The sequence below is a fragment of the Robbsia andropogonis genome, from assembly GCF_000970345.1.
GTDB lineage: Bacteria > Pseudomonadota > Gammaproteobacteria > Burkholderiales > Burkholderiaceae > Robbsia > Robbsia andropogonis.
The window spans coordinates 34360-54531 of record NZ_LAQU01000004.1; the positions used below are offsets into that span (position 1 = coordinate 34360).

At 62.2% G+C, this 20172-nt stretch carries 17 protein-coding genes; 11 read left to right on the top strand and 6 right to left on the bottom strand.

The features are described from left to right. Nucleotides 1-58: 58 nt before the first annotated feature. Nucleotides 59-382 carry a DUF1840 domain-containing protein gene (locus WM40_RS05350; RefSeq protein WP_024905153.1) on the bottom strand — a complete coding sequence of 108 codons (324 nt, stop codon included), beginning with the start codon at nt 380-382 and terminating at the stop codon, nt 59-61. Nucleotides 383-664: 282 nt separating this feature from the next. Between WM40_RS05350 and argS the strand changes: the two genes are divergently transcribed. From argS to WM40_RS05375, 5 genes are all read left to right on the top strand, one after another. After that, the gene (argS, locus tag WM40_RS05355) at nt 665-2479 is read left to right on the top strand and encodes an arginine--tRNA ligase (RefSeq protein WP_024905154.1); all 1815 of its coding nucleotides are present in this window, start codon (nt 665-667) and stop codon (nt 2477-2479) included. An 82-nt stretch (nt 2480-2561) separates the two neighbouring features. Continuing rightward, a complete protein-coding gene (locus WM40_RS05360) occupies nt 2562-3275 on the top strand; it encodes an SPOR domain-containing protein (protein ID WP_024905155.1) in 714 nt (237 codons plus the stop codon). 130 nt (nt 3276-3405) lie between these two features. Next, nucleotides 3406-4044: a thiol:disulfide interchange protein DsbA/DsbL gene (locus tag WM40_RS05365; protein ID WP_024905156.1), complete on the top strand. Its 639-nt coding sequence runs from the start codon at nt 3406-3408 to the stop codon at nt 4042-4044. Nucleotides 4045-4176: 132 nt separating this feature from the next. Beyond that, nucleotides 4177-5097 carry an SDR family oxidoreductase gene (locus WM40_RS05370; protein WP_046152360.1) on the top strand — a complete coding sequence of 307 codons (921 nt, stop codon included), beginning with the start codon at nt 4177-4179 and terminating at the stop codon, nt 5095-5097. Nucleotides 5098-5275: 178 nt separating this feature from the next. Then, nucleotides 5276-6877, top strand: coding sequence for an ABC transporter substrate-binding protein (locus tag WM40_RS05375; protein ID WP_024905158.1), 1602 nt, complete (start codon nt 5276-5278; stop codon nt 6875-6877). Between the two features lie 47 nt (nt 6878-6924). On the opposite strand, the gene WM40_RS05380 is transcribed toward WM40_RS05375, so the two are convergent. After that, nucleotides 6925-8040 carry an MBL fold metallo-hydrolase gene (locus tag WM40_RS05380; protein WP_024905159.1) on the bottom strand — a complete coding sequence of 372 codons (1116 nt, stop codon included), beginning with the start codon at nt 8038-8040 and terminating at the stop codon, nt 6925-6927. Nucleotides 8041-8220: 180 nt separating this feature from the next. Between WM40_RS05380 and can the strand changes: the two genes are divergently transcribed. The 5 genes from can to WM40_RS05405 all read left to right on the top strand — a co-directional run bounded on the left by can (nt 8221) and on the right by WM40_RS05405 (nt 13370). Beyond that, entirely contained in the window at nt 8221-9045 is an 825-nt protein-coding gene (gene can / locus WM40_RS05385) for a carbonate dehydratase (protein WP_024905160.1), read from the top strand. After that, complete coding sequence (locus WM40_RS05390; protein WP_052738181.1) at nt 9042-10472, top strand: dienelactone hydrolase family protein; 1431 nt, start codon at nt 9042-9044, stop codon at nt 10470-10472. Before can ends, WM40_RS05390 begins: the two co-directional genes overlap by 4 nt. A 275-nt stretch (nt 10473-10747) precedes the next feature. Further along, nucleotides 10748-11248 carry a YbaK/EbsC family protein gene (locus tag WM40_RS05395; RefSeq protein WP_024905162.1) on the top strand — a complete coding sequence of 167 codons (501 nt, stop codon included), beginning with the start codon at nt 10748-10750 and terminating at the stop codon, nt 11246-11248. A gap of 336 nt (nt 11249-11584) precedes the next feature. Then, nucleotides 11585-12040 (top strand): MaoC family dehydratase, encoded by a 456-nt coding sequence (locus tag WM40_RS05400; protein WP_024905163.1) that lies wholly within the window; start codon nt 11585-11587, stop codon nt 12038-12040. Between the two features lie 373 nt (nt 12041-12413). Next, complete coding sequence (locus tag WM40_RS05405; RefSeq protein ID WP_046152443.1) at nt 12414-13370, top strand: NAD(P)H-dependent flavin oxidoreductase; 957 nt, start codon at nt 12414-12416, stop codon at nt 13368-13370. A gap of 27 nt (nt 13371-13397) precedes the next feature. Here WM40_RS05405 and WM40_RS05410 read toward each other — a convergent pair whose 3' ends face one another. Next, nucleotides 13398-13985, bottom strand: coding sequence for a hypothetical protein (locus WM40_RS05410; protein WP_046152361.1), 588 nt, complete (start codon nt 13983-13985; stop codon nt 13398-13400). 356 nt (nt 13986-14341) lie between these two features. Here WM40_RS05410 and WM40_RS05415 point away from each other — a divergent pair, with 356 nt between their 5' ends. After that, on the top strand, nt 14342-15355 hold the full coding sequence (locus WM40_RS05415; RefSeq protein ID WP_024905165.1) for a bile acid:sodium symporter family protein: 1014 nt from the start codon (nt 14342-14344) through the stop codon (nt 15353-15355). Between the two features lie 12 nt (nt 15356-15367). On the opposite strand, the gene WM40_RS05420 is transcribed toward WM40_RS05415, so the two are convergent. The 3 genes from WM40_RS05420 to WM40_RS05430 form a co-directional block, all read right to left on the bottom strand. Continuing rightward, nucleotides 15368-16342: a LysR family transcriptional regulator gene (locus WM40_RS05420; protein ID WP_024905166.1), complete on the bottom strand. Its 975-nt coding sequence runs from the start codon at nt 16340-16342 to the stop codon at nt 15368-15370. Nucleotides 16343-16530: 188 nt separating this feature from the next. Continuing rightward, entirely contained in the window at nt 16531-18978 is a 2448-nt protein-coding gene (locus WM40_RS05425; RefSeq protein WP_046152362.1) for a site-specific recombinase, read from the bottom strand. Between the two features lie 171 nt (nt 18979-19149). After that, nucleotides 19150-19923: a BspC domain-containing protein gene (locus tag WM40_RS05430; RefSeq protein ID WP_046152363.1), complete on the bottom strand. Its 774-nt coding sequence runs from the start codon at nt 19921-19923 to the stop codon at nt 19150-19152. Nucleotides 19924-20172 lie beyond the last annotated feature (249 nt).

The window sequence follows — 20172 nt, forward strand, 5'->3', positions numbered from 1 at the left end:
GGCGATCCCCTCTCGCGCGGTGCGCGTTCACCCTTGACCGCCAGGCGAATGCGGCACGTCATACCCCCCAGAGCACGTCGGCGTTTTTCTTGTGCGCCAGCCGCATCATGTCAAGCAACGGAAACGCGCGCTGTGCCAGATGGACGGCATCGTGATGCAACGGATCGCCGCTCGCCGTGGCGTAGTGCGACTCATGCGCCGCATGCTTTGCCTTGTCGACCGCGATGGCCGATTCCAGGCGAGAGATGGCGCTGGACATCTCGTCGTGGTGGATGACACCCCGCACGCCCAAGGTCTTGCCCAACAGGCCGACCAGGTAATGCGCCAGATCTTCCGTCATCAACAATTCCGGCGCCGCAGGGGATTTGAAAGCTATCAACATGAGTCCTCTCCTTCGTTTTTTCTTTTCTACACTACCGCTTCCCCGTTCGCGAACCATGACTCACCACGCCACGGCCGATCCCGCCCCCGGCATCCCAGAACAGGAAGCGCCTGGAGCCCATCATAGCACCTGCTAAAATCTCGCAACCGCGCGCTGTCTTTGCCGTAATCGTTACGTAAACATTGCGCCCACGTAGTCGGACCTCATCGCCGACCGTCGTTATATTTCGTAATGGAATCGTCGCCAACAGCCCACGCTACCCGGCTTCACAGGACTCCAACAATGCTGCCCGAACATTCACTTTTGCTTCAAAACATGCTGTCGCAAGCGACCGCGACCGTCGGTGGCGATGCCGCGTCGGCCGCGCACGACGCCGCCACGACAGTGCCCGCGTTTCACGCCCCGGCAATCGTCCTGGAACGACCCAAAGCGGCCGCGCACGGCGATATCGCCTGCAATGTCGCCATGCAGATCGCCAAGCCGTTGCGCGCCAATCCGCGCCAGTTGGCGGAGCGCATCGTCGCCGCCGTCATGGCCGACCCGCGGGCCGAGAAGCTGCTGGCCAGCGCCGAGGTGGCTGGTCCCGGCTTCATCAATTTCCGGCTGGCCGACGGCGCGCGGCACGCGGTGGTGAACGCAGTCCTGCAATCGCCGGAGACCTTCGGCCACAGCGACACCCATAACGGGGAGCGTGTCCTGCTCGAGTTTGTCTCGGCCAATCCCACGGGACCGTTGCATGTCGGCCATGGCCGACAGGCCGCCCTCGGGGATGCGCTTGCGAACTTGATGCAGACGCAAGGCTGGGACGTCTGGCGCGAGTTTTACTACAACGATGCCGGCGTGCAGATTCAGACGCTGGCGCTTTCAGTGCAGGCACGCGCACGAGGACTGAAGCCGGGTGATGCGCAATGGCCGGCGTCGGCCTATAACGGCGACTATATCGGCGACATCGCGCGGGACTACGTAGCGCGTGCAACAGTGTCCGCGAAGGATGGCGACCCGGTAGAAGGCGCCGGTGACATCGAGGATCTGGAGTCCATTCGTCGGTTTGCCGTGGCTTACCTGCGGCATGAGCAGGATATCGACCTGCAGGCGTTTGGCGTGTCGTTCAATTGCTACTACCTGGAGTCGTCGCTCTATGCCGATGGCCGCGTGGACCGTACGGTAAAGCGTCTGGTCGACAGCGGCAAGACGTTCGAGGAAGGCGACGCCCTCTGGCTGCGCACGACCGACTACGGCGACGACAAAGATCGCGTGATGCGCAAGACCGACGGCACGTACACCTATTTCCTGCCCGATGTCGCCTATCACGAGGCGAAGTGGGAGCGCGGCTTCACGAAGGTCATCAACATCCAGGGCTCCGACCATCACGGCACCATCGCCCGCGTGCGAGCGGGCCTGCAGGCGCTGGCGATCGGCATTCCTGAAGGCTATCCCGACTATGTGCTGCACAAGATGGTCACCGTGATGCGCAACGGCCAGGAAGTGAAGATCTCGAAGCGGGCCGGCAGCTATGTGACCGTGCGCGACCTGATCGAATGGTCGGGTGGCGTCGGCGTCGATGCCGACAAAGGCAGCGCGGGCATCACGGCGGACCAGGAGGTGATCCGCCGGGGCCGCGATGCGGTACGGTTCTTTCTGATTTCGCGGAAGGCGGATACCGAATTCGTGTTCGACGTGGATCTCGCGCTGAAGCAGAATGACGAGAATCCGGTGTATTACGTGCAGTACGCGCACGCCCGGATCAGCTCGATCCTGACCACGTGGACCGAATCGGGAGGCGATGTGACCACGCTTTCCTCTCTGTCGCCGGCTGATCTGGCGCCGTTGAACAGCGACCGCGCCAAGGACCTGCTGCAACGGCTCGCCGAATATCCGGATATGCTGAGCCGGGCCGCGGCGGATCTGGCGCCGCACGCGCTGGCGTTCTACCTGCGCGATCTGGCCGGCGATTTCCATTCGTTCTACAACACAGATCGTGTATTGGTGGATGATACGACGGTCAAGCACGCGCGCCTTGCCTTGCTGGCAGCCACGCGTGTGGTACTGGCGAAGGGGCTCGCGGTGCTGGGCGTGTCGGCGCCGCAAAAGATGTAAGGAACAGGGGCGGTGCGGGCAGTCCGCGCGCGAGGCGTGCACGACTGCCCGCACCGCTGGATCAACACTGTAGGGATATCAGATGGCAAGCAAGCAACGTCGGTCGCCCGCAAAGACGACCAAGCAGCATGGCGGCACCCTTCTGGGCGTGATACTCGGACTCATCGTCGGGCTGGCGATCGCCGTGGTGGTCGCACTGTACATTACACGTTCACCCACCCCGTTCGTGGCCAAAAACCAGCCGGCAGCCGGTGCCAGCGCCACCAGCCCGGCGCTGCCCCCATCCGCGGCGCAACCTACCCCGCCGAACACGGCGCCGGGCCAACCGGCGAACCCCTCGACGGGTTTATTGGACGAGCCGAAAATCGTCGAGATGCCAAACGCACCGGCACCGTCGTCGACACCGGCCGGGCCAGCGCCATCGCAACAATCGCCTACCGTATGGGGGAGCGAGCCGCCGAAGCCGAATACGCCGGCCCAGCCCGCCACGCCCTCGCAACCAGCAGTCGCGCAGCAACCCGCGGCCCCGGCAACGCCCGAGACACCAGGGCAATCGAACACCGGCTATATGCTGCAGGTAGGCGCTTACCGTACCGCCGATGCGGCGCAACAGCAGCGCGCCAACCTGGCGATGCTGGGCCAGGAAGCCACCGTATCGAAGGGCGTCAGCGGCTCGACGACGTACTACCGCGTGCGCGTGGGTCCGTTCTCCACGCTGGATCAGGCGAACAAGGTGCGCCGCGCGTTGACGAACCAAGGCTTTGACACCACGGTGTTCCGCTTCAGCCAGCAGTGACACACGCAAACGCGTCGTTTCAGGCACGTTTAAGCGTGCCTGACTATACTCTGCGACGTTGCAGGAACCGCCCAGCCTGGATTGCCGGCGGTGTTCGCCCTTCCCTTGATCAATTTGGAACTGGACTCAGATGAAAAGACTTCTTGGCGCGTTGTTTCTGTCCATTGGACTGATCGCCAATGCCGCGCATGCGTCGCCGGATGCGCCGGTGCTGAACAAGGATTACTCGGTACTGTCGAAAGCACAGCCCGTGGATGCGCCTGCGGGCAAGATCGAAGTCATCGAATTTTTCTGGTACGGTTGTCCGCATTGCTTCGCGTTCGAACCGTTCATCGAGAAATGGGCCAAGGCGAAGGGCGATGACGTCGTGTTCCATCGCATCCCGGTAGCATTCAACGACCAGTTCAAGCCGCACTCGCTGATGTACCACGCACTGGTGGCGATGGGCCTCGAGTCGACGTTGACGCCGAAGGTTTTCGAGGAAATCCATGTCAAGAAGGACTACCTGCTGACGCCTGACGCGCAAGCAAAGTTCCTCGCGACGCAGGGCGTGGACCCGAAAAAGTATCTGGCCACGTACAACTCGTTCTCGGTGCAATCGGCGTTGAAGCGTGACACCGACATGATGAACAGCTACCAGATAGAAGGGGTCCCGACTGTCGTGATCCAGGGGAAATATGTGACCTCGCCGGCGCAGACGCAAAGCCTGGACGGCACGATCAAGGTCATGGACTGGCTTGATGCGCAAATTCGCGCCAAGAAGATGTAAACAACAACCGCGGGCATGGTCTGTCGGGCGGCGTCTTCCGACGGACGCACATCGTTCCATGCGGTTCCGCGTTTCACCCGCTCGAACAAGGGTAAGCTAGGCGGATCGTATTATTGATCCGCTGCTCCCTATATGAAAGTCTTCCTCACCGGTGCTTCGAGCGGGTTGGGATGGGCGCTGGCCGAGGAATTCGCTCGCCGGGCGCGCCACCACCCCCCTGTTTCTCCGTCCAACGCCGCCTCGCACGACGGATCGGCGTCAGAATACGCATCCCCCCTTGCCCCCGACGAAGGCGCACAGCGCGCGGCGCAGTCCACCCGTTCGCCCGACGCCACCGGCGCGACGCATGCCGCAGTGCCCGACCGGACCGTCCTGGCGCTCGTTGCGCGCCGTGCCGACCTCCTGGACGAATTCGCGCACACGCATCCGCACGTACAAGTGGTGCCGTATGTGCTCGACGTGACCGATACCGATGCGCTACGAGACGCCGCCGAAGACTTCACCACCCGCTTCGGTCTGCCGGACATCGTTATCGCCAATGCCGGCATCAGCCAAGGATCGGTGACCGGCATGGGCGACCTCGACGCCTTTGCGCGGGTGATGGCCGTCAACTATCTCGGCATGGTGGCGACGTTCGAGCCTTTCGTCAGCCCGATGCGCCTGGCGCGCAGCGGAACGCTGGTCGGCATCGCCAGCGTGGCCGGGGTGCGCGGCCTGCCGGGCGCGGGCGCATACAGCGCCTCGAAAGCGGCGGCGCTGCGCTATCTCGAAAGCCTGCGCGTGGAATGCCGGCGTGCGGGCGTGGCGGTGGTGACCATTGCGCCAGGATATATTCGCACGCCGATGACCGATGGCAATCCTTATCCGATGCCTTTCCTGATGGCACCGGACGCCTTTGCTCGCGGCGCGGTGGACGCGATCCTGAAAAAACGCCGGTTCACCGTCCTGCCCTGGCCCATGCGGCTGGTGGCGATGGTGCTGCATATCCTGCCTCGCTGGCTCTACGATGCGGCGTTCGCACGCGCCCCCCACAAGCCCCGGGTACCGCGCTAATCCATCTGGAGGAAATAAGACCGAAAGAGATAATCTTTCACGGCGGTTATAAAATCGTAAGACAATAAACGTCCGAGAGTGCCCCCTGCGCGTGACGCGCCAATGCGCGATGCGCCGCGCGAGGGCCAAGAACACCTTGTCCGGCACCATTACGTTTATCAATCGCTCTGGAGTCTGTATGCGTCTTTTCTCGTGCGCCGCGCCCGCCGCGTTATTGGCCGCCGCGCTGATCCTCCCCGGTGTGGCATCGGCGAAACCGTTGACCGTTTGTACGGAAGCCAGTCCCGATGGTTTCGATGTCGTCCAATTCAATGCCTTGACCACGACGAACGCGTCGGCGGACGTGGTCTTCGACGGCCTGGTCAAATACGATGAAAGCCAGCACAAGGTGGTGCCGGCGCTTGCGAGCAGCTGGACCGTCAGCCCGGATGGCCTGACCTACACCTTCCATTTGCGTCCGAACGTGGCGTTCCAGACCACCGACTGGTTCAAGCCGACGCGCGCATTCGATGCCGACGACGTCGTCTTCACCTTCAGCCGGATGCTCGACGACAGCAATCCCTGGCACAAGGTTGCCGGCGCCAGCGGCTTCCCGCATGCGCACTCGATGGGCCTTGAAAAGCTGGTCAAGTCGGTTGACAAGGTGGACGCGCATACGGTGCGCTTCACACTGACGCAGCCGAACGCCGTGTTCCTGTCGGTGCTGACGATGGGCTTCGCATCGATCTACTCGGCCGAGTACGCGGACCAGTTGCTGAAGGCGAACCAGACCGCACAGATGAACGAAAAGCCGGTAGGCACGGGCCCGTTCCAATTGCGCAGCTACACGAAGGACGCCGTGATCCGCTACGACGTGAACAAGGCGTACTGGGGCACGAAACCGAAAGTCGATCGCCTGATCTATTCGATCACGCCGGATGCCGCGGTGCGCGTGCAGAAGGTCAAGGCCGGCGAGTGCCAGATTGCCCTGTCGCCAAAGCCGCAGGACGTCCAGGATGCCGCGAAAGATCATGCGCTCAAGGTCGTGCAAACCCCGGCATTCATGACCGCCTTTGTCGCGTTGAACACGCAGCACAAACCGCTCGACAATCCGAAGGTGCGCCAGGCGCTGAACATGGCGTTCGACCGATCGACGTACCTGAAGACGGTATTCGACGATATGGCCACGCCAGCCGTCAATCCCTATCCGCCGAACACCTGGAGCTATGACAAGCAACTGAAGGCCTATCCGCATGATGTCGCGAAGGCCAAGCAATTGCTCGCCGAAGCAGGCTACCCGAACGGCTTCTCCACAACGATCTGGACGCGCCCGACCGGCAGCGTGCTGAACCCGAACCCCAAGGTGGGCGCGGAGCTGCTGCAGGCCGATCTCGCGAAAATCGGCGTGAAAGCCGAGGTCAAGATAGTGGAATGGGGTGAACTGATCCGCGACGCCAAACAAGGCCAGCACGACCTGCTGTTCATGGGGTGGGCGGGTGACAACGGCGATCCAGACAACTTCCTGACACCGCAGTTCGCTTGCGCCTCGGTGCAGTCGGGCATCAACTTCGCGCGCTATTGCAATGATGCGCTGGAGAAGGATATCGCCGATGCGAAAACGACCGATAACGTCGCGACCCGCACCAAGCTGTATATCGACGCGCAGAAGAAGATCCACGATGAAGCGTTGTGGATTCCCCTGGGTTATCCGGTGGCGTCCGCCATCACGCGCAGTGATGTCAGCGGCTATCAGGTCAGTCCATTCGGCCGCGTCCACTTCGACGCCGTCAACGTGAACTGATCGATATCGATGGTGGCGCCGACGCTCCGCATCGGCGCCAGATCGCTTCAGCAGGTCGTGAACCGATAGACGTCGTCCGCGCCAACCTCACGCCGTAATGCGTTGCGCAGCCACAGATGGTTCAAGTGCGCCAGTGCCTCACCCAGCGCAAACGTCATCTGGTGTGTGTCCAACGCGCGCGGGAACATGATCGGGACGATATCGGCGGCGCTGCGCGGCGCATGCGAACAGGCCTCGATCACCTCGCCAAGCCGCGCGCGGTGATGCTCACGCAATTGCCGCAGGCGCGGATGCAATCCACGGAACGGCTTGCCGTGCGATGGCAGGACCAGCACATCGGCGGGCAGATCGTCGTAGCGGCCCAGCGACGTCAGAAAGTCGCCCAACGGATCGCCTTCGGGTTCCGTATCGAAGACCGAGACATTGGTCGAGATCCGGGGCAGCACCATATCGCCGGCGATCAGGATATTGCGCTTGTCGCTATACAACGCCGCATGCTCTGGCGAATGTCCCTGTCCGATGATGACCCGCCAGGTCACGCCGTGCATCATGATCTGGTCATGCTCGCGCATCCGCCGGAACCGCGGCGGCACGGACGGCACCAAAGTGGGGTAATAGGCCGCGCGATGGGCGATCTGTTCGAGCGCCACCTTATCGTCGAAACCGTGACGGCGCATATGCTCCGCGGCGGCAACACCGCCACTGCCGGTGCTGGCGCTGGTCTGTGCCAGCAAGCGGCCGGTGGCGTATTCCCCCACCGTCATCCACAGCCGGGCCTGCCAGCGGTGCCGCGCACCGCCCTCGCACAACCAGTGCGCCGAGCCGAAATGATCCGGATGGAAATGGGTGCACAACACGCGATGCACCGGCTTGCCGTCCAACAGACCATCGAAGACGCTTTCCCAATGCCCGTGCGTGATGTCGCTGCCGATGCCGGCATCGATGATGGTCCAACCCGGCGCCGCATCGGTCTCGCCTTCCGCCGCGGCGTTGCCGTCACCTGGATTGTAGGGGTCGTTGATGACCCACAGGTTGATGTGGTCCAACGCAAAAGGCAGGGGCATCCGCACCCAATGCACCCCCGGCGCCACCTCGAACGCGGTGCCGGGCGGCGGCAACGTGTCGCCGAAACAGTAATCGAGTTCGCGTTCGCTAGGTTTCATCATCGGGAAAGTGAGAGGTTGCTGTGGCATTGTAGACGATCCATTCCCTGGGCTCCTGCCGCGGCCCTCCGGCATATCGGATCTCGGACCGTTCCAGCACTCATCGGCAAGCACCGGCAATGGCGCTACAATTTAACAACGCCGTACCTGGACCATTGACCGTGCGGCACAGGATAAAACATGACCTATCGCCGCTCCGACGCCGATACCGGCACACCGCCCCTCCTCGCCACCGGGGCGGACACGCCCGGGGTGCCGCCCTGCTGCACCCCACCGGGCGACGACGCGGATGGCGGCACCGAGGCGACACTGAACTACCTCTTCGAGAACAACCGGGAGTGGGTCGACCGCATGATCGCGTCGGACCCCGGATACTTCGCCCGGCTGGCGGACCAGCAGTCGCCGGAACTGCTGTGGATTGGCTGCTCCGATTCGCGTGTACCGGCCAATGAAATCATCGGCCTGCCGCCTGGCGAGGTGTTTGTTCACCGGAATATCGCGAATGTCGTGGTGCCGTCGGATCTGAATTGCTTGTCCGTGATCCAGTTCGCGGTGGATGTGTTGAAGATCCGGCACATCGTGGTAGTGGGTCATTACGGCTGTTCAGGCGTGCGCGCGGCGATGACGGGCGCACGGGTCGGGCTGGCCGATAACTGGTTGCGGCACGTTCAGGATGTCCGCGACAAGCATGCTGACCTGCTGGAGCGATGGCCACTCGGCGCGGCCCGCCACCGACGCCTGGTCGAGTTGAACACGATGGAACAGGTAGTCCATGTCTGCAATACGAATATCGTGCTCGACGCCTGGCAGCGCGGCCAGCCGCTGACGATGCATGGCTGGACGTACGGCGTCCATGATGGCCGCTTGCGGGACCTGGGCATGACGGTTTCGTCACCTGCCGATATCGCGCCGCGCCATGACGCCTGCGTCAAGACCATCGGTGGACTGGGTAGCGACCATCCGGAGTCCGTCGATTTCGCGGGTCTCCCGCCTGGACAGGAGTGACGCGCCGTTGGTTCAGTGCGGCGCTGGGCGTGTTGCTGCTGGCAGCGCCAGCAGTTACGCGCGCCGAAGCGCCCACACCGCCGGACACGCAAGCGCATCCATCACGCCCCGCGTCGGCGGCCGTCCTGGTGAAACGCGTCGCGCTGGTCACCGTTCCGGGTGGTTTCGAGCGCGGACGCAGCGCCGCCGGAGTGCGTGGACCCGCCAGCGGCGTGGCGACGCGCCCAAGGCAATCGTTGCCGCACACACCGGTTCCGTCACAGTCCGCATCGACCGTCGATACGGCGTCGGCACCGGCTGCCGTGCAGTCGGTCCCCAGCCCGGTCACCGAGAGTGACACACCGCTCACGCTCCTGCCGCTGCTGCCGCCCGGCATGAACGAAACCGTTGTCCGCGTACCGGTAGGTACGACCGGCAAGACGCTCGAGACGACTGTCTTCAAACCGGAAGGCAGCGGCCCATTCCCGGTTGTCGTGTTCAACCATGGCAAGGAACCCATCGACCCACGCGAACAGCTACGCGCGCGACCGTTGGCCTTCGCCCGCGAATTCGTGCGGCGCGGTTATCTGGTGGTCGTGCCGAATCGTGAAGGATTCGCCGGTTCCGATGGCACCTACACCGAAACGCCATGTGATATCACCGGCATCGGCGAACAGCAAGCCGTGGATGTGGCCGCCACGGTGGACTGGCTGCACACCCAGCCAGATGCCGACACGTCACGCGTGCTGGTGGCAGGCGCCTCGCAAGGCGGCCTGGCCACCATCGCGTATGGCATGCATCCCGCCACGGGCGTAAGGGGACTCATCAACTTTTCGGGCGGATTGCGGCAAGCACTGTGCGATAGCTGGCAGCAATCGCTTGTGGCCGCTTTCACCCACTTCGGCACACGCGCGCCGTTGCCTTCCCTTTGGCTCTATGGCGATAACGATCAGAACTGGCCGATCGACCTGGCACGGCGCTTACGTGATGGCTATCGCGACTCGGGTGGTCAAGTGGCGTTCGTCGACTTCGGTGCCTACAAGGACAATGCCCATCGACTAGTGGGCGATCGTGACGGCGTCGCGATCTGGTGGCCGGCCGTGGACCGTTTTCTGGTCAGTATCGGCATGCCCGATACCGTCTGCGAACGAACGCCGGCGGTCCATCGGCCGGCGCCTAGCCATTTCGCGGCGCTCGATGATGTCGATGCGGTGCCCTATCTCGACGAAGAAGGCCGCAACGGCTATCGCACATTTCTCACGCGATATCCCAGCCGCGCATTCGCCATCTCGTCAGTCGGGGCGTGGTCGTGGGCCGAAGGCGGCGACGACCCTATCGCCGTTGCCCTTGATAACTGCCAGCGTAACAGCGAAACCCGCTGCCAGCTCTATGCCATCGACGACGCCGTGGTCTGGCATTCGCCCAACGAACGATCCGAACATCATTGATGTTGCGCCGGCCCGCGGCGTGATGCCAAATCCCATGCCGATATTGACGTTACTGCATCGCTGTCCGGCTGGGCCTACAATGAGGTCACATCGAATGGAACGCAGAGAGCACGGCAGGAGAGGATATGACGGATAGCAGTATCCAGGCGCAGGCACCGTCGGCGCCGCAACAACCGCTTGCAAAATCAGCCTTGGAAGAGAATGGACTCGAGGTGACGCACGGTTCCGCCGCTGAAGCGATGCCGGCCCGACCAGGCAGTCCGGCATCGGCCACATTGACGGAACCAACCGAGATACCGTCGTTGCCGCCATCGGCGCAACGGGTTGCCGCATTGCTGGCAAGGTTTGCGCATCCCCATCCCGTCGTCATGTTGCCGCAAACCGGGCGCACCTCGGCGGAAGCCGCGCAGGCCCTGGGTTGCGAGGTCGCCAATATCGCGAAATCGATCATCTTCCGACGTCTGGAAGACGATCGCCCCGTGTTGGTTGTCGCAAGCGGCATCAATCGCGTGGACGAGCGCAAAGTCACCGCGCAAGTCGGCGCGATCGGTCGCGCCGACGCCCGCTTTGTCCGCGACGCGACCGGCTACGCCATCGGGGGCGTATGCCCAATCGGCCATGCCATCGAACCGGTGGTCTTGATCGATGCCGACTTGATGGCCCTGGACACAATTTGGGCCGCGGCAGGCCACCCGCATGCCGTGTTCCAGCTAGACGGCGCGACGCTGGCTCGTTGGACGAACGCGCCGGTGATCGACCTGGCAGAACGCCGTTGACGAAAAAGTCACTCACCAGTCGATATGGCGACTCCTGTTGCATGGCTGTTCGAGCACCCGCTCAGGATGCGCTTGCGGCCGCATGTGTTGCGCGTTACGGCCCATTTTCCAGCACCGTGCACGGCGCTTGCTGCAGCAAGAGGAAGCATGTGAATCGACATACGGTATGACTGTCGTGTTCTTGCCTCAGGCATAGGGTCAAACGGGAAACGCCTAGTCAATTTTCGTTGGCCAGTTTGATATCGGCGGCGCAGAATGCAAATCAAGGATGCCGGTTTGCTTAGCACGCGTTGCCGTTACCCTGACCCCCGACACCCAGAGTGAGGTACGCTTCTTATGTCACGCATTGTCATGATCGGCGACGTTTTTTCGAAGGTTCAGCGTCTGGCGCCGCAAGACATTCGCCTCTATGCGGAGCATGTCGATGACATGCATCCGCTGCATCACGACGAATCGGCCGCCAAGGCTGCCGGCTTCCCGAACATCCTCGCGTCGGGCTCGCAACCCACCGCCTATTTCCTGGCGACGGTGACCGCACACTTCGCCAAATTCGCGCAACCGCTGCTGCAGGACTTCGCCATCAAGGTGCATCGGCCCGTCATTGCCGGCGACACGCTGACGATGACCTGGACCGTGGTGGATGCCTTCTGGAAGAACGAGTTGAATGGTGATCTCACCACACTCGAAGGCACGGTCACGAACCAGCGCGAGCAGACCGTGCTGAGCGCAACGGCGAAGGTACTCATCAAGCCGCGATCCGCCGAAGTCGCCACCAGCGCCGGGTCGTTGTAAGAAGGTAGTCGCGTATTTGGCTTGCTGGCTTGCGTCGAAAGTACGCATGCCATGCCCCGCGCGCAAAAAAAAGCCGCTCTGAATAGAACGGCGTAATTATCGACGTGATCAGCGTCATCGCGTCTTGCGATATCCGTAAGACCGCGCATCCTCCGGAAAGTTCCCATCGATCGATGATTCGCGAGGCAACGCATTTGAGCGCCGCCTCTTCGACAAGGTCGGACCGCCGGGCTATACTGCGAACGCCCATTAACGCACGATCGTGCTATTTCATGGATTCGGTACGCACCACCACTGCCGCGTCGCACGCGACGGTGAAGGACACGCCGGGCGCCGCAATCTCATCGCACGATCGGTCTCGGAGAGCGCCGTCATGGCCATCCCCTCGCTGTTGCAGCACATACGCCTACCGCTCATCGCCGCGCCGATGTTCACCGTCAGCTATCCGGAACTCGTCATAGCGCAATGCCGCGCCGGCATCGTCGGCGCGTTTCCCGCGTTGAACGCGCGTCCACAGCCCGAGTTGGATGCCTGGCTCAAGCGTATCGCACAAGAGACCACGGAACCCTATCCCGGCGTCGAGAAATGTGCGCCGTATGCGGTCAACTTGATCATTCACGGCTCAAATGAGCGGCAGGCGGAAGATGCAGCCGTCTGCATCGCACATAAGGTAAAGATCCTGATCACGAGCCTCGGCGCACCACCGAAGGAACTGGTTGATGAGGTGCACGGGTACGGCGGTATCGTGCTGCATGATGTCATCCACGCAAAGCACGCAAAAAAAGCGCTGGAAGCGGGCGTGGACGGACTGATCGTCGTCGCCAGCGGTGCCGGTGGACATGCGGGCCGGCTCTCTCCTTTTGCCTTGGTGGCGGAGATCCGCCAATTCTATCCGGATGGATTCATCATCCTGTCCGGTGCGATTGCAAGCGGCGGTGCCATCGTCGCGGCACAGGCAATGGGTGCGGACATGGCTTATATGGGGACGCGATTCATCGCGACACAGGAAGCGAACGCCGCGGAGGCATACAAGCAGGCGGTCGTCGCCGCGTCGACAGATGACATCGTCTACACCGATCGCGTCACCGGAGTGCTAGGCAATTATTTAAAAGACAGTCTGATTCGCGGTGGCATCGATCTTGACGATGTACAGGGGAGACCCGGGGCGCTGCGCCTCAACAACGAACAAGGCAAGGCATGGAAGGATATCTGGGGCGCGGGTCAGAGCGTTGCCGCCATCGGCGATATGCCGCCAGTGGAAACGCTCGTCAACCGGCTGGCTACGGAGTATCGGGAAACGCTTGACCGATTGGTGGGCATAAAAAGCTAGGCGGCCCCACACATGCCGGGCGAGACGTCAATTCCGATACACGTCGGACATCGGGCCGGGAATCTCGTCCCAGAGCGAATGGACGTTCGGTACGCTCGCGGCATGCAATACCCCCGGACGGTGACCTGAACGGCGCTCCGCATTGTAACGGGCAATATCCGCGCGCAACGTACCGCCCGAGCGCATGCTGTCGGAGTCGACCGCCGGACGATGCATGGCCGCCCGCAAATGCGAATGCCGCATGCCCGCGGCATTGGCGGATTGGGCATCGGATGCAGGCAGCACATCGGTGGTCGCCGCCGATCCGGACGCGGATAGTGTCGACGCGCTGGAAGCTGTATCGCCGGGTGTAGCGCCGATATCGGTGTCGGTGGGGGTGTCTGATTTTGTCACGCCCGAGGCACCGGGACGTGACAACGGCGTAACCGCCGCGATGCGGGATGCCCGGCCGACCCCCGACGTCATGTCATCGGTACCATCACTGCTCGTTTGCGCATGACGCGACGGCATTACATTACTGATGAGCACAGCGGCAATCGTTGCAATGACGACGAGCACGGCAAACACAGCGAGTAACGCCGGCAGCGATTTAGAGCGACGAAGTGCGGTGGGCATAGCAAACTGCGGAAATGAAGCCGACTTCAAAACAATGATTTATTGCGCGGCATCGCGTTAAAAATACATGACTCGCATATCAATAACCCAAAATCGTGAAAGGTCTGTTACCCGACCCTGACACGTGCCCTCAATGTAAGCGGCAGCCCCATTACTGTCGAGGGGCAAGATGTTAGCGTGGCCGCCCGGTTGTAACTTCGTGTAACACAGACAATGCACATATCTTCCACGCACAGTCCTTATACGTAGTCGATTATTCATATCAATAACGCATGAATAGCGCCAAAAAATGAATTTGCCATTTTAGTAGGCACGCGTTTCAATACGGCTTTCATTCGCTCGCATTGAGACTTGACATGGCTCGCCCGCGCTTTCTTCCCGATAATTTCACGTTGTCGCTCGTCGGCACGGTTGCGCTTGCCAGTTTCCTGCCGGCGCGCGGCATTTTCGCCCCGATCTTCAGCCACCTGACCACGCTCGCGATTGTCATCCTGTTTTTCCTCCACGGCGCGAAACTGTCGCGCGAAGCGCTGGTTGCCGCGCTGACGCACTGGCGCCTGCATGTGTCGATCCTGTGCAGCACATTTATCGTGTTTCCGCTGCTCGCCATTGTGTTGAAGCCGGTGTTGCTCCCGTTGGTTACACCGGCGTTATACGTTGGCGTCATGTACACATGCATGCTTCCCTCGACGGTGCAGTCGTCAATTGCACTGACATCGATTGCAAAAGGGAATGTGCCTGCCGCGGTCTGTGCCGCCTCGGCGTCGAGCGTGCTGGGCATCTTCATCACGCCGCTGCTGGCGGGCTTGATCCTGCAAACGCACGGCGGCGGTGGCAATGCGCTGCATATGATCGGCAGCATTGTCCTGCAACTGCTGGTGCCCTTCGCCGCGGGTCAGATCGCCCGGACGTGGATTGGCGAGTGGGTCGGCCGGCATCGTGGGATGCTGAAGATCGTCGATAACAGCTCGATTATCCTCACGGTCTATAGCGCATTCAGCGCGGCGGTGATCGGTGGGCTATGGCACCAGATTCCATTGTCGGCAATCGCTGGCCTGGTCGTGGTCAATCTGGTGTTGTTGGGCATCGCACTGGGACTGACGACAATCGCGGGCCGCAGGCTGGGCTTTTCAAAGCCGGACCAGATCACCATCATGTTCTGTGGCTCGAAGAAGAGCCTGGCGGCCGGCGTGCCAATGGCCAAAGTGCTGTTTGCCGGCATGCCCGGCGGCGCAGGCACGATCGTGCTGCCGTTGATGCTGTTCCACCAGATTCAACTGATGATCTGCTCGGTCCTGGCACAACGTTTTGGTGCCCGCGACGTGTCGCTCGACGACGATCCGCACGTCGCCTCCGCGGCGGCGAAGTAACCGTGGCGACGATCAGCGGTGTGTTTCACGCTGGCCTTGGATATCGTCTGCGTCCTCATCGGGCAGCGCGCCGTGTAATCGCGACGTATCGTGGGTATCGCCGAAGCTTTCCGCGATGTGATCAATGAACGTCCGCACTCGGCGATTGATATAACGTCTACTTGGATAGACAAGGAACACCGAGACTTCACCATCTTCAACGGTCGTCGGCGCCAGCAGTCTCTGTAACGCACCGCTGCGCAGATCGCGCTCGACCAACGTTTGCGGCAAGATCGAAAAGCCCGTTCCTTCGAGCGTGAGCGCGTGTAAAAACATGCTCGAATTAGCCGATAGCGTGGGCGTCAGGTGCACACGCCAGTGCTGTTGTCCATCCCCGAATGTCCATTGATGGCTGCGCATATCGCTGCTTGGCGCCAGGAATGCGTGCGCTTCCAGGTCCTGTGGCGTAATCGGCGTCCCGGCACGGCTGAGGTAGGCGGGCGACGCGACAGGAATACGGGGCAGCGCTGCCAGCTCTCGCATGATCAAGGTCTCGGATTTGACCATATGGTCCGCGACCAGGCCGACATCGAAGCCTTCATCGACGATATCGACGGGCCGATCCATCAACGACACTTGCAATGCAATGCTGGGAAAACGAAGCTGGAATGCCGCGAATACCGGCGCAAGACGTGTCAGTGCAAAACCAGTGGAGGCCGCCACGCGCAGGCTGCCACGCGTTTCGCTCGACGTACGCGCCACCGTCGTCTCAATATCCTCGATCTGCATCAGGACCGCCCGGCATCCTTCCAGATACGATTGACCGGTATCGGTAAGCGAAACGCGTCGTGTCGTACGCTGGAATAACCGCACGCCCAGATGCTGCTCCAGCGCGGCGATGCTTCGCGTCACCACGGGTACCGATACGTCGAGTTGTTCCGCCGCGCGCGTGAAGCTTTGCGCATCCGCCACTCGTGCGAAGACACGCATCGCGTGAATCAGGTCCATGCTCGATTCTTGTTGTCAGTTTGATGAACCAGAGCGCCTCGCATGCCGCCAAGACGAATACAGCCACGCCCTGGACGTGGTTGCCACCAACAATCTTTCAGCAAATTACCATTTTTACGACCACCGCGGTGACGTATCACGACGACAACATCGTATGCAGCCAATTCATCCCACATTCCAATCATTCATCACGTTGCGGGTGGAAACAACAATGACCAGGGATGACGCACCAACCGACGCCGTATTGCGCGGTAAATTTCTACCTTGTCCACGGGCAAACTCGTGCGCGAACGCAACGCCATCTGGAATGCGAGGAAGAAACTGACCGCCACGTTCAAAACAGCCATGATCGCCGTCCCGGCAACGGCCCACCACAAGGCAGCGTCATGCAACACCTTCGGCCCCAACACGCCAATCGCCGCGGCGATCGAACCGGTGGAAAGCGTGACGTGACGCACTTCGAACGGCAACGCGAACGCGCCCATGACGGCCGGAACGATACCGAGCATCATGCCCAATGACAGATTGCTGACGATACCGGAAAAATTACGACGCCAAAATCCCGCAATATGCGCGGCGCCGCGCTCACCGGTCAAGGTCCGCAGGCGGCGGTTGTAGTACAGCACATCCGCCAGGCGATGCAAGGCAAACCAGTTTTCGGCCCAACCGGCGATCAGCCCCGACAACCAGAGCAGCACCCCGGTCATCGCCGCATAGATCGGCGTGGGACCCAGCAGTGAAAACGATCGCAACGTGGCTTCGGCTTTCGCGGGGGAAATCAAATGACCACCATGCGTCAGATGCGCCCAGCCGAGTTGCGCCAACAGGCACAGCGGAAACACCAGCGCCAGATTGCCAAAGACGGCCGCGGCCTGGGTGCGCATCAGCGCGATCACGTCGGTCGCGAATGCGTCCATGCCTTCCGGCGTGCCCGTATCCTCTAGCCGTGCGGCAATCGCCGGCGCCGTCATCGCCGGTTGTTTCGTCGCCAGCGTGAAATGCAGGAAGTGCATCAGCACGAAGCTGATCGCGTAATTCAGAGCGGCCAGCGTTCCTTCGACCATCGGCGCCCAGTGCGCGCCGGTGACAAAGAATTTGATATAAACGGTGAACATCGTCAGCGCGCCACCGCCGCTCGCCATCCATAGCATCTTGCGATACTCGGCGCGGTCGCGTGCGATGTAATGATCCCCTGTCTGCGCACAACTTTCGATCATCTTGCGGGCAAGCAAGGCAAAGTTGACGCGGATGAGGTGGCCGACGCTTTGACGCGCACGTACCGCCCGAACGAGGTCCGCGAAAAGGCTGGCCTGTGCGGCAAGCGGATTTTCGGCAAGCCAGGCGTCCAGCAGCCGCTCGAGGCGTACCAGACGTGCACGCATGCGCTCGACTTGATAGACCACCTCGACGCTCACGCCGTTCGCATCCAGGTGTGCATACAGCTCGGTGATCGCCGCATGGCAATCGTCGAGCAACGCCCGAAGGACGTTCACTTCCTGCAGCAACGTCGACTGCGCCGATCGGCGCGCATCGGTTGCCGCGGCGATGTGTTGCGCGGCGGCAAGATGAATGGTCGCGGCGCGGGTGTCGTCCATGCCGTTGGCGCGCGACGATGCGTTGGCGTTGGCGTCGCCTTCAACGCCGCGATCGGTCACCGTCGATGCCTCCCCGGAGGCGGATGGGGCCAACGGCTCCTTATCCCGCGTATGGGCATCGGCGGCCTCCACGGCCTGCATCACCGGGCCGAGCTGATAGAACGGCAGCGCCCGGATACGGACTTCACTCAGCCGCGAGCGCACCGCCGGAGACAAGCCGGTGGAGCCTATCTGGTAGCAGAGGTTGTGCATCGCGGCCAGCAATGCATCGGCGTAGGCAACGCGCGCGACTTCGTCGGCGTCCGGGTCATGCAGCAACGCGAACAGGCCTTGCAGCAGTTCAGCGGGCAGCGCGTCGATCCAGGCCGCATCGTCGAGCCGCGAGGGCGTTGGATCGTCGCGTCGCCCCCACCGGCCGCGCCAGCCCCAGGTACGAGAAAATCTTGGCGCGGCCGCTTTACGCATTCGCCGCGCCTGACGATCCGGCTGATCGTCGCCGAACATCAAAATGACCAGCGCCGACAGATCACGGGTGTTTGGCGCCGGCGGAATCCACGATGCACCGATGCGCTCGGTCAGCGCGCCCCAGAAGCCGGAACGCGTCGGCATCCCGGTGTCGCATAGCATCGAAATGGCGTCGCCCTCCGCCAGCGTCGCCCGGAGCAAACGCGAGACATTACGGCGCCAGTCCGGATGCTGGGCAAGCGTGCGCAACAGGAAGCGCAGCCGCACATGCTGGGGCCAACTGCGGACCGTGTCGTCGCTGGCGTCGGTTGCCGACGTGTCGGTGATCTCTTCCCGCTCCGCCCGTTCTGCCATGGTCTCGGCGCCGCCAACCTCGCCGTGGCCCGTCGCGCCAGTCGGGTTCTTTGGCACCGAGGTGCGACGCAGCCAACGCACGACATCGATCAGCCATTGATTTCGGACAGCCAGTGGCGCATCCCACTCGGCATGGGACAACAATTCGAATAACTGGCGCTCGTGACGCGCGGCACGCCATTGCCGCAAAAACGAGAAAGGGCGGAACAAGGAACGGAACATCGTGCGGCGGACTCTCCTGGACGGCATGACACGTGCCGTCGTGCCGCCTCGCTAGCGCAAAGGTCCGCACGACGGATTCACGGTCAGGTACCCGGGGATTCTACCGACACTTCGGGATCACGCCTGTTGAGAAACGCGCAAACCGCGCTTCGGCGCGGGCCACTGGAGCGATCAGGCGTGACGCATGGGCGTGAAACGCTCGACATAATCGACGCCTGGCCGGCGCTCACGTTCCTCGCCCGGTGGCAGCGGCGCCGGTGCCGTGCGCGGTTCGATCGACGTGGCCACGACCTTGCCGTTATGCAGGCCGCAGCGGGTGATGACGGGCTGCCACTGCCAGTGACCTCGAACCCGTGCGGACCCCTTGATCATCACCGTGGTATCCACCGGCACCGGCTGCACCACGCTGAAAACCGCATCCTCGTGCTGCACCCGGGCGCGAATTACATAGCGATCCAACTGGATCAGCCGGTCGTAGCGTTTGTTATTACGCATATCTCGATTCAGCGAGGCGATACAGACCGATACCGCGTCCTGAACGGGCAGCGTGCCCGAGGGCACCTTCGAGACGGACGCGCGCGCGGCATCGTCTTTGGCGGCGTGATTGGCCCGGGTGGCACGTACCACATGTCCCTCGGCAGGTGATGCCGCCTGACGCGAGCCGGCCTGACGATGCACCGTGCGGCTTGCATGTGTGCGTTCCGCGGCTGTCATACCGGCGTGATGGTGCGTTGCAGCATGACGCGTCCTGGTGGCATGCAATGGCTCGGCGGCGAACGCGCTTGCCGCCCCCGTCAGCAATGCCGCCAACCCGGCGACACTTGCCAAGGACGCCACGACCGTCGCCAGGCCATGCGCAGGCGCACGCCGCCGGCCATGCACGCCGCACGGGCGCGCATTGGCCGGGTAAGGCGAAACAACTTGGCGGGAATGGACGACAGACATGGGAATTGCAAATCAGCAGTAGCCAGCATGGTAAGCCACGCCCGGTGTTCCAACGTGCCGACGCTGGCGCGAACAAGCGTAGCGGTCACGCAAATGGTAGCAGACGACACCGGGCAAACGCGAATTTATAGACGACAAATATCCATTGCTGGCGATCTCGCAACGTTCGCGGTCTCTATCACGCGGCGGAGGGATATTCCCCGGAGTTACCGCCTCCCGGCTGTCTGCGCAATGAGGAATTGCAGCACG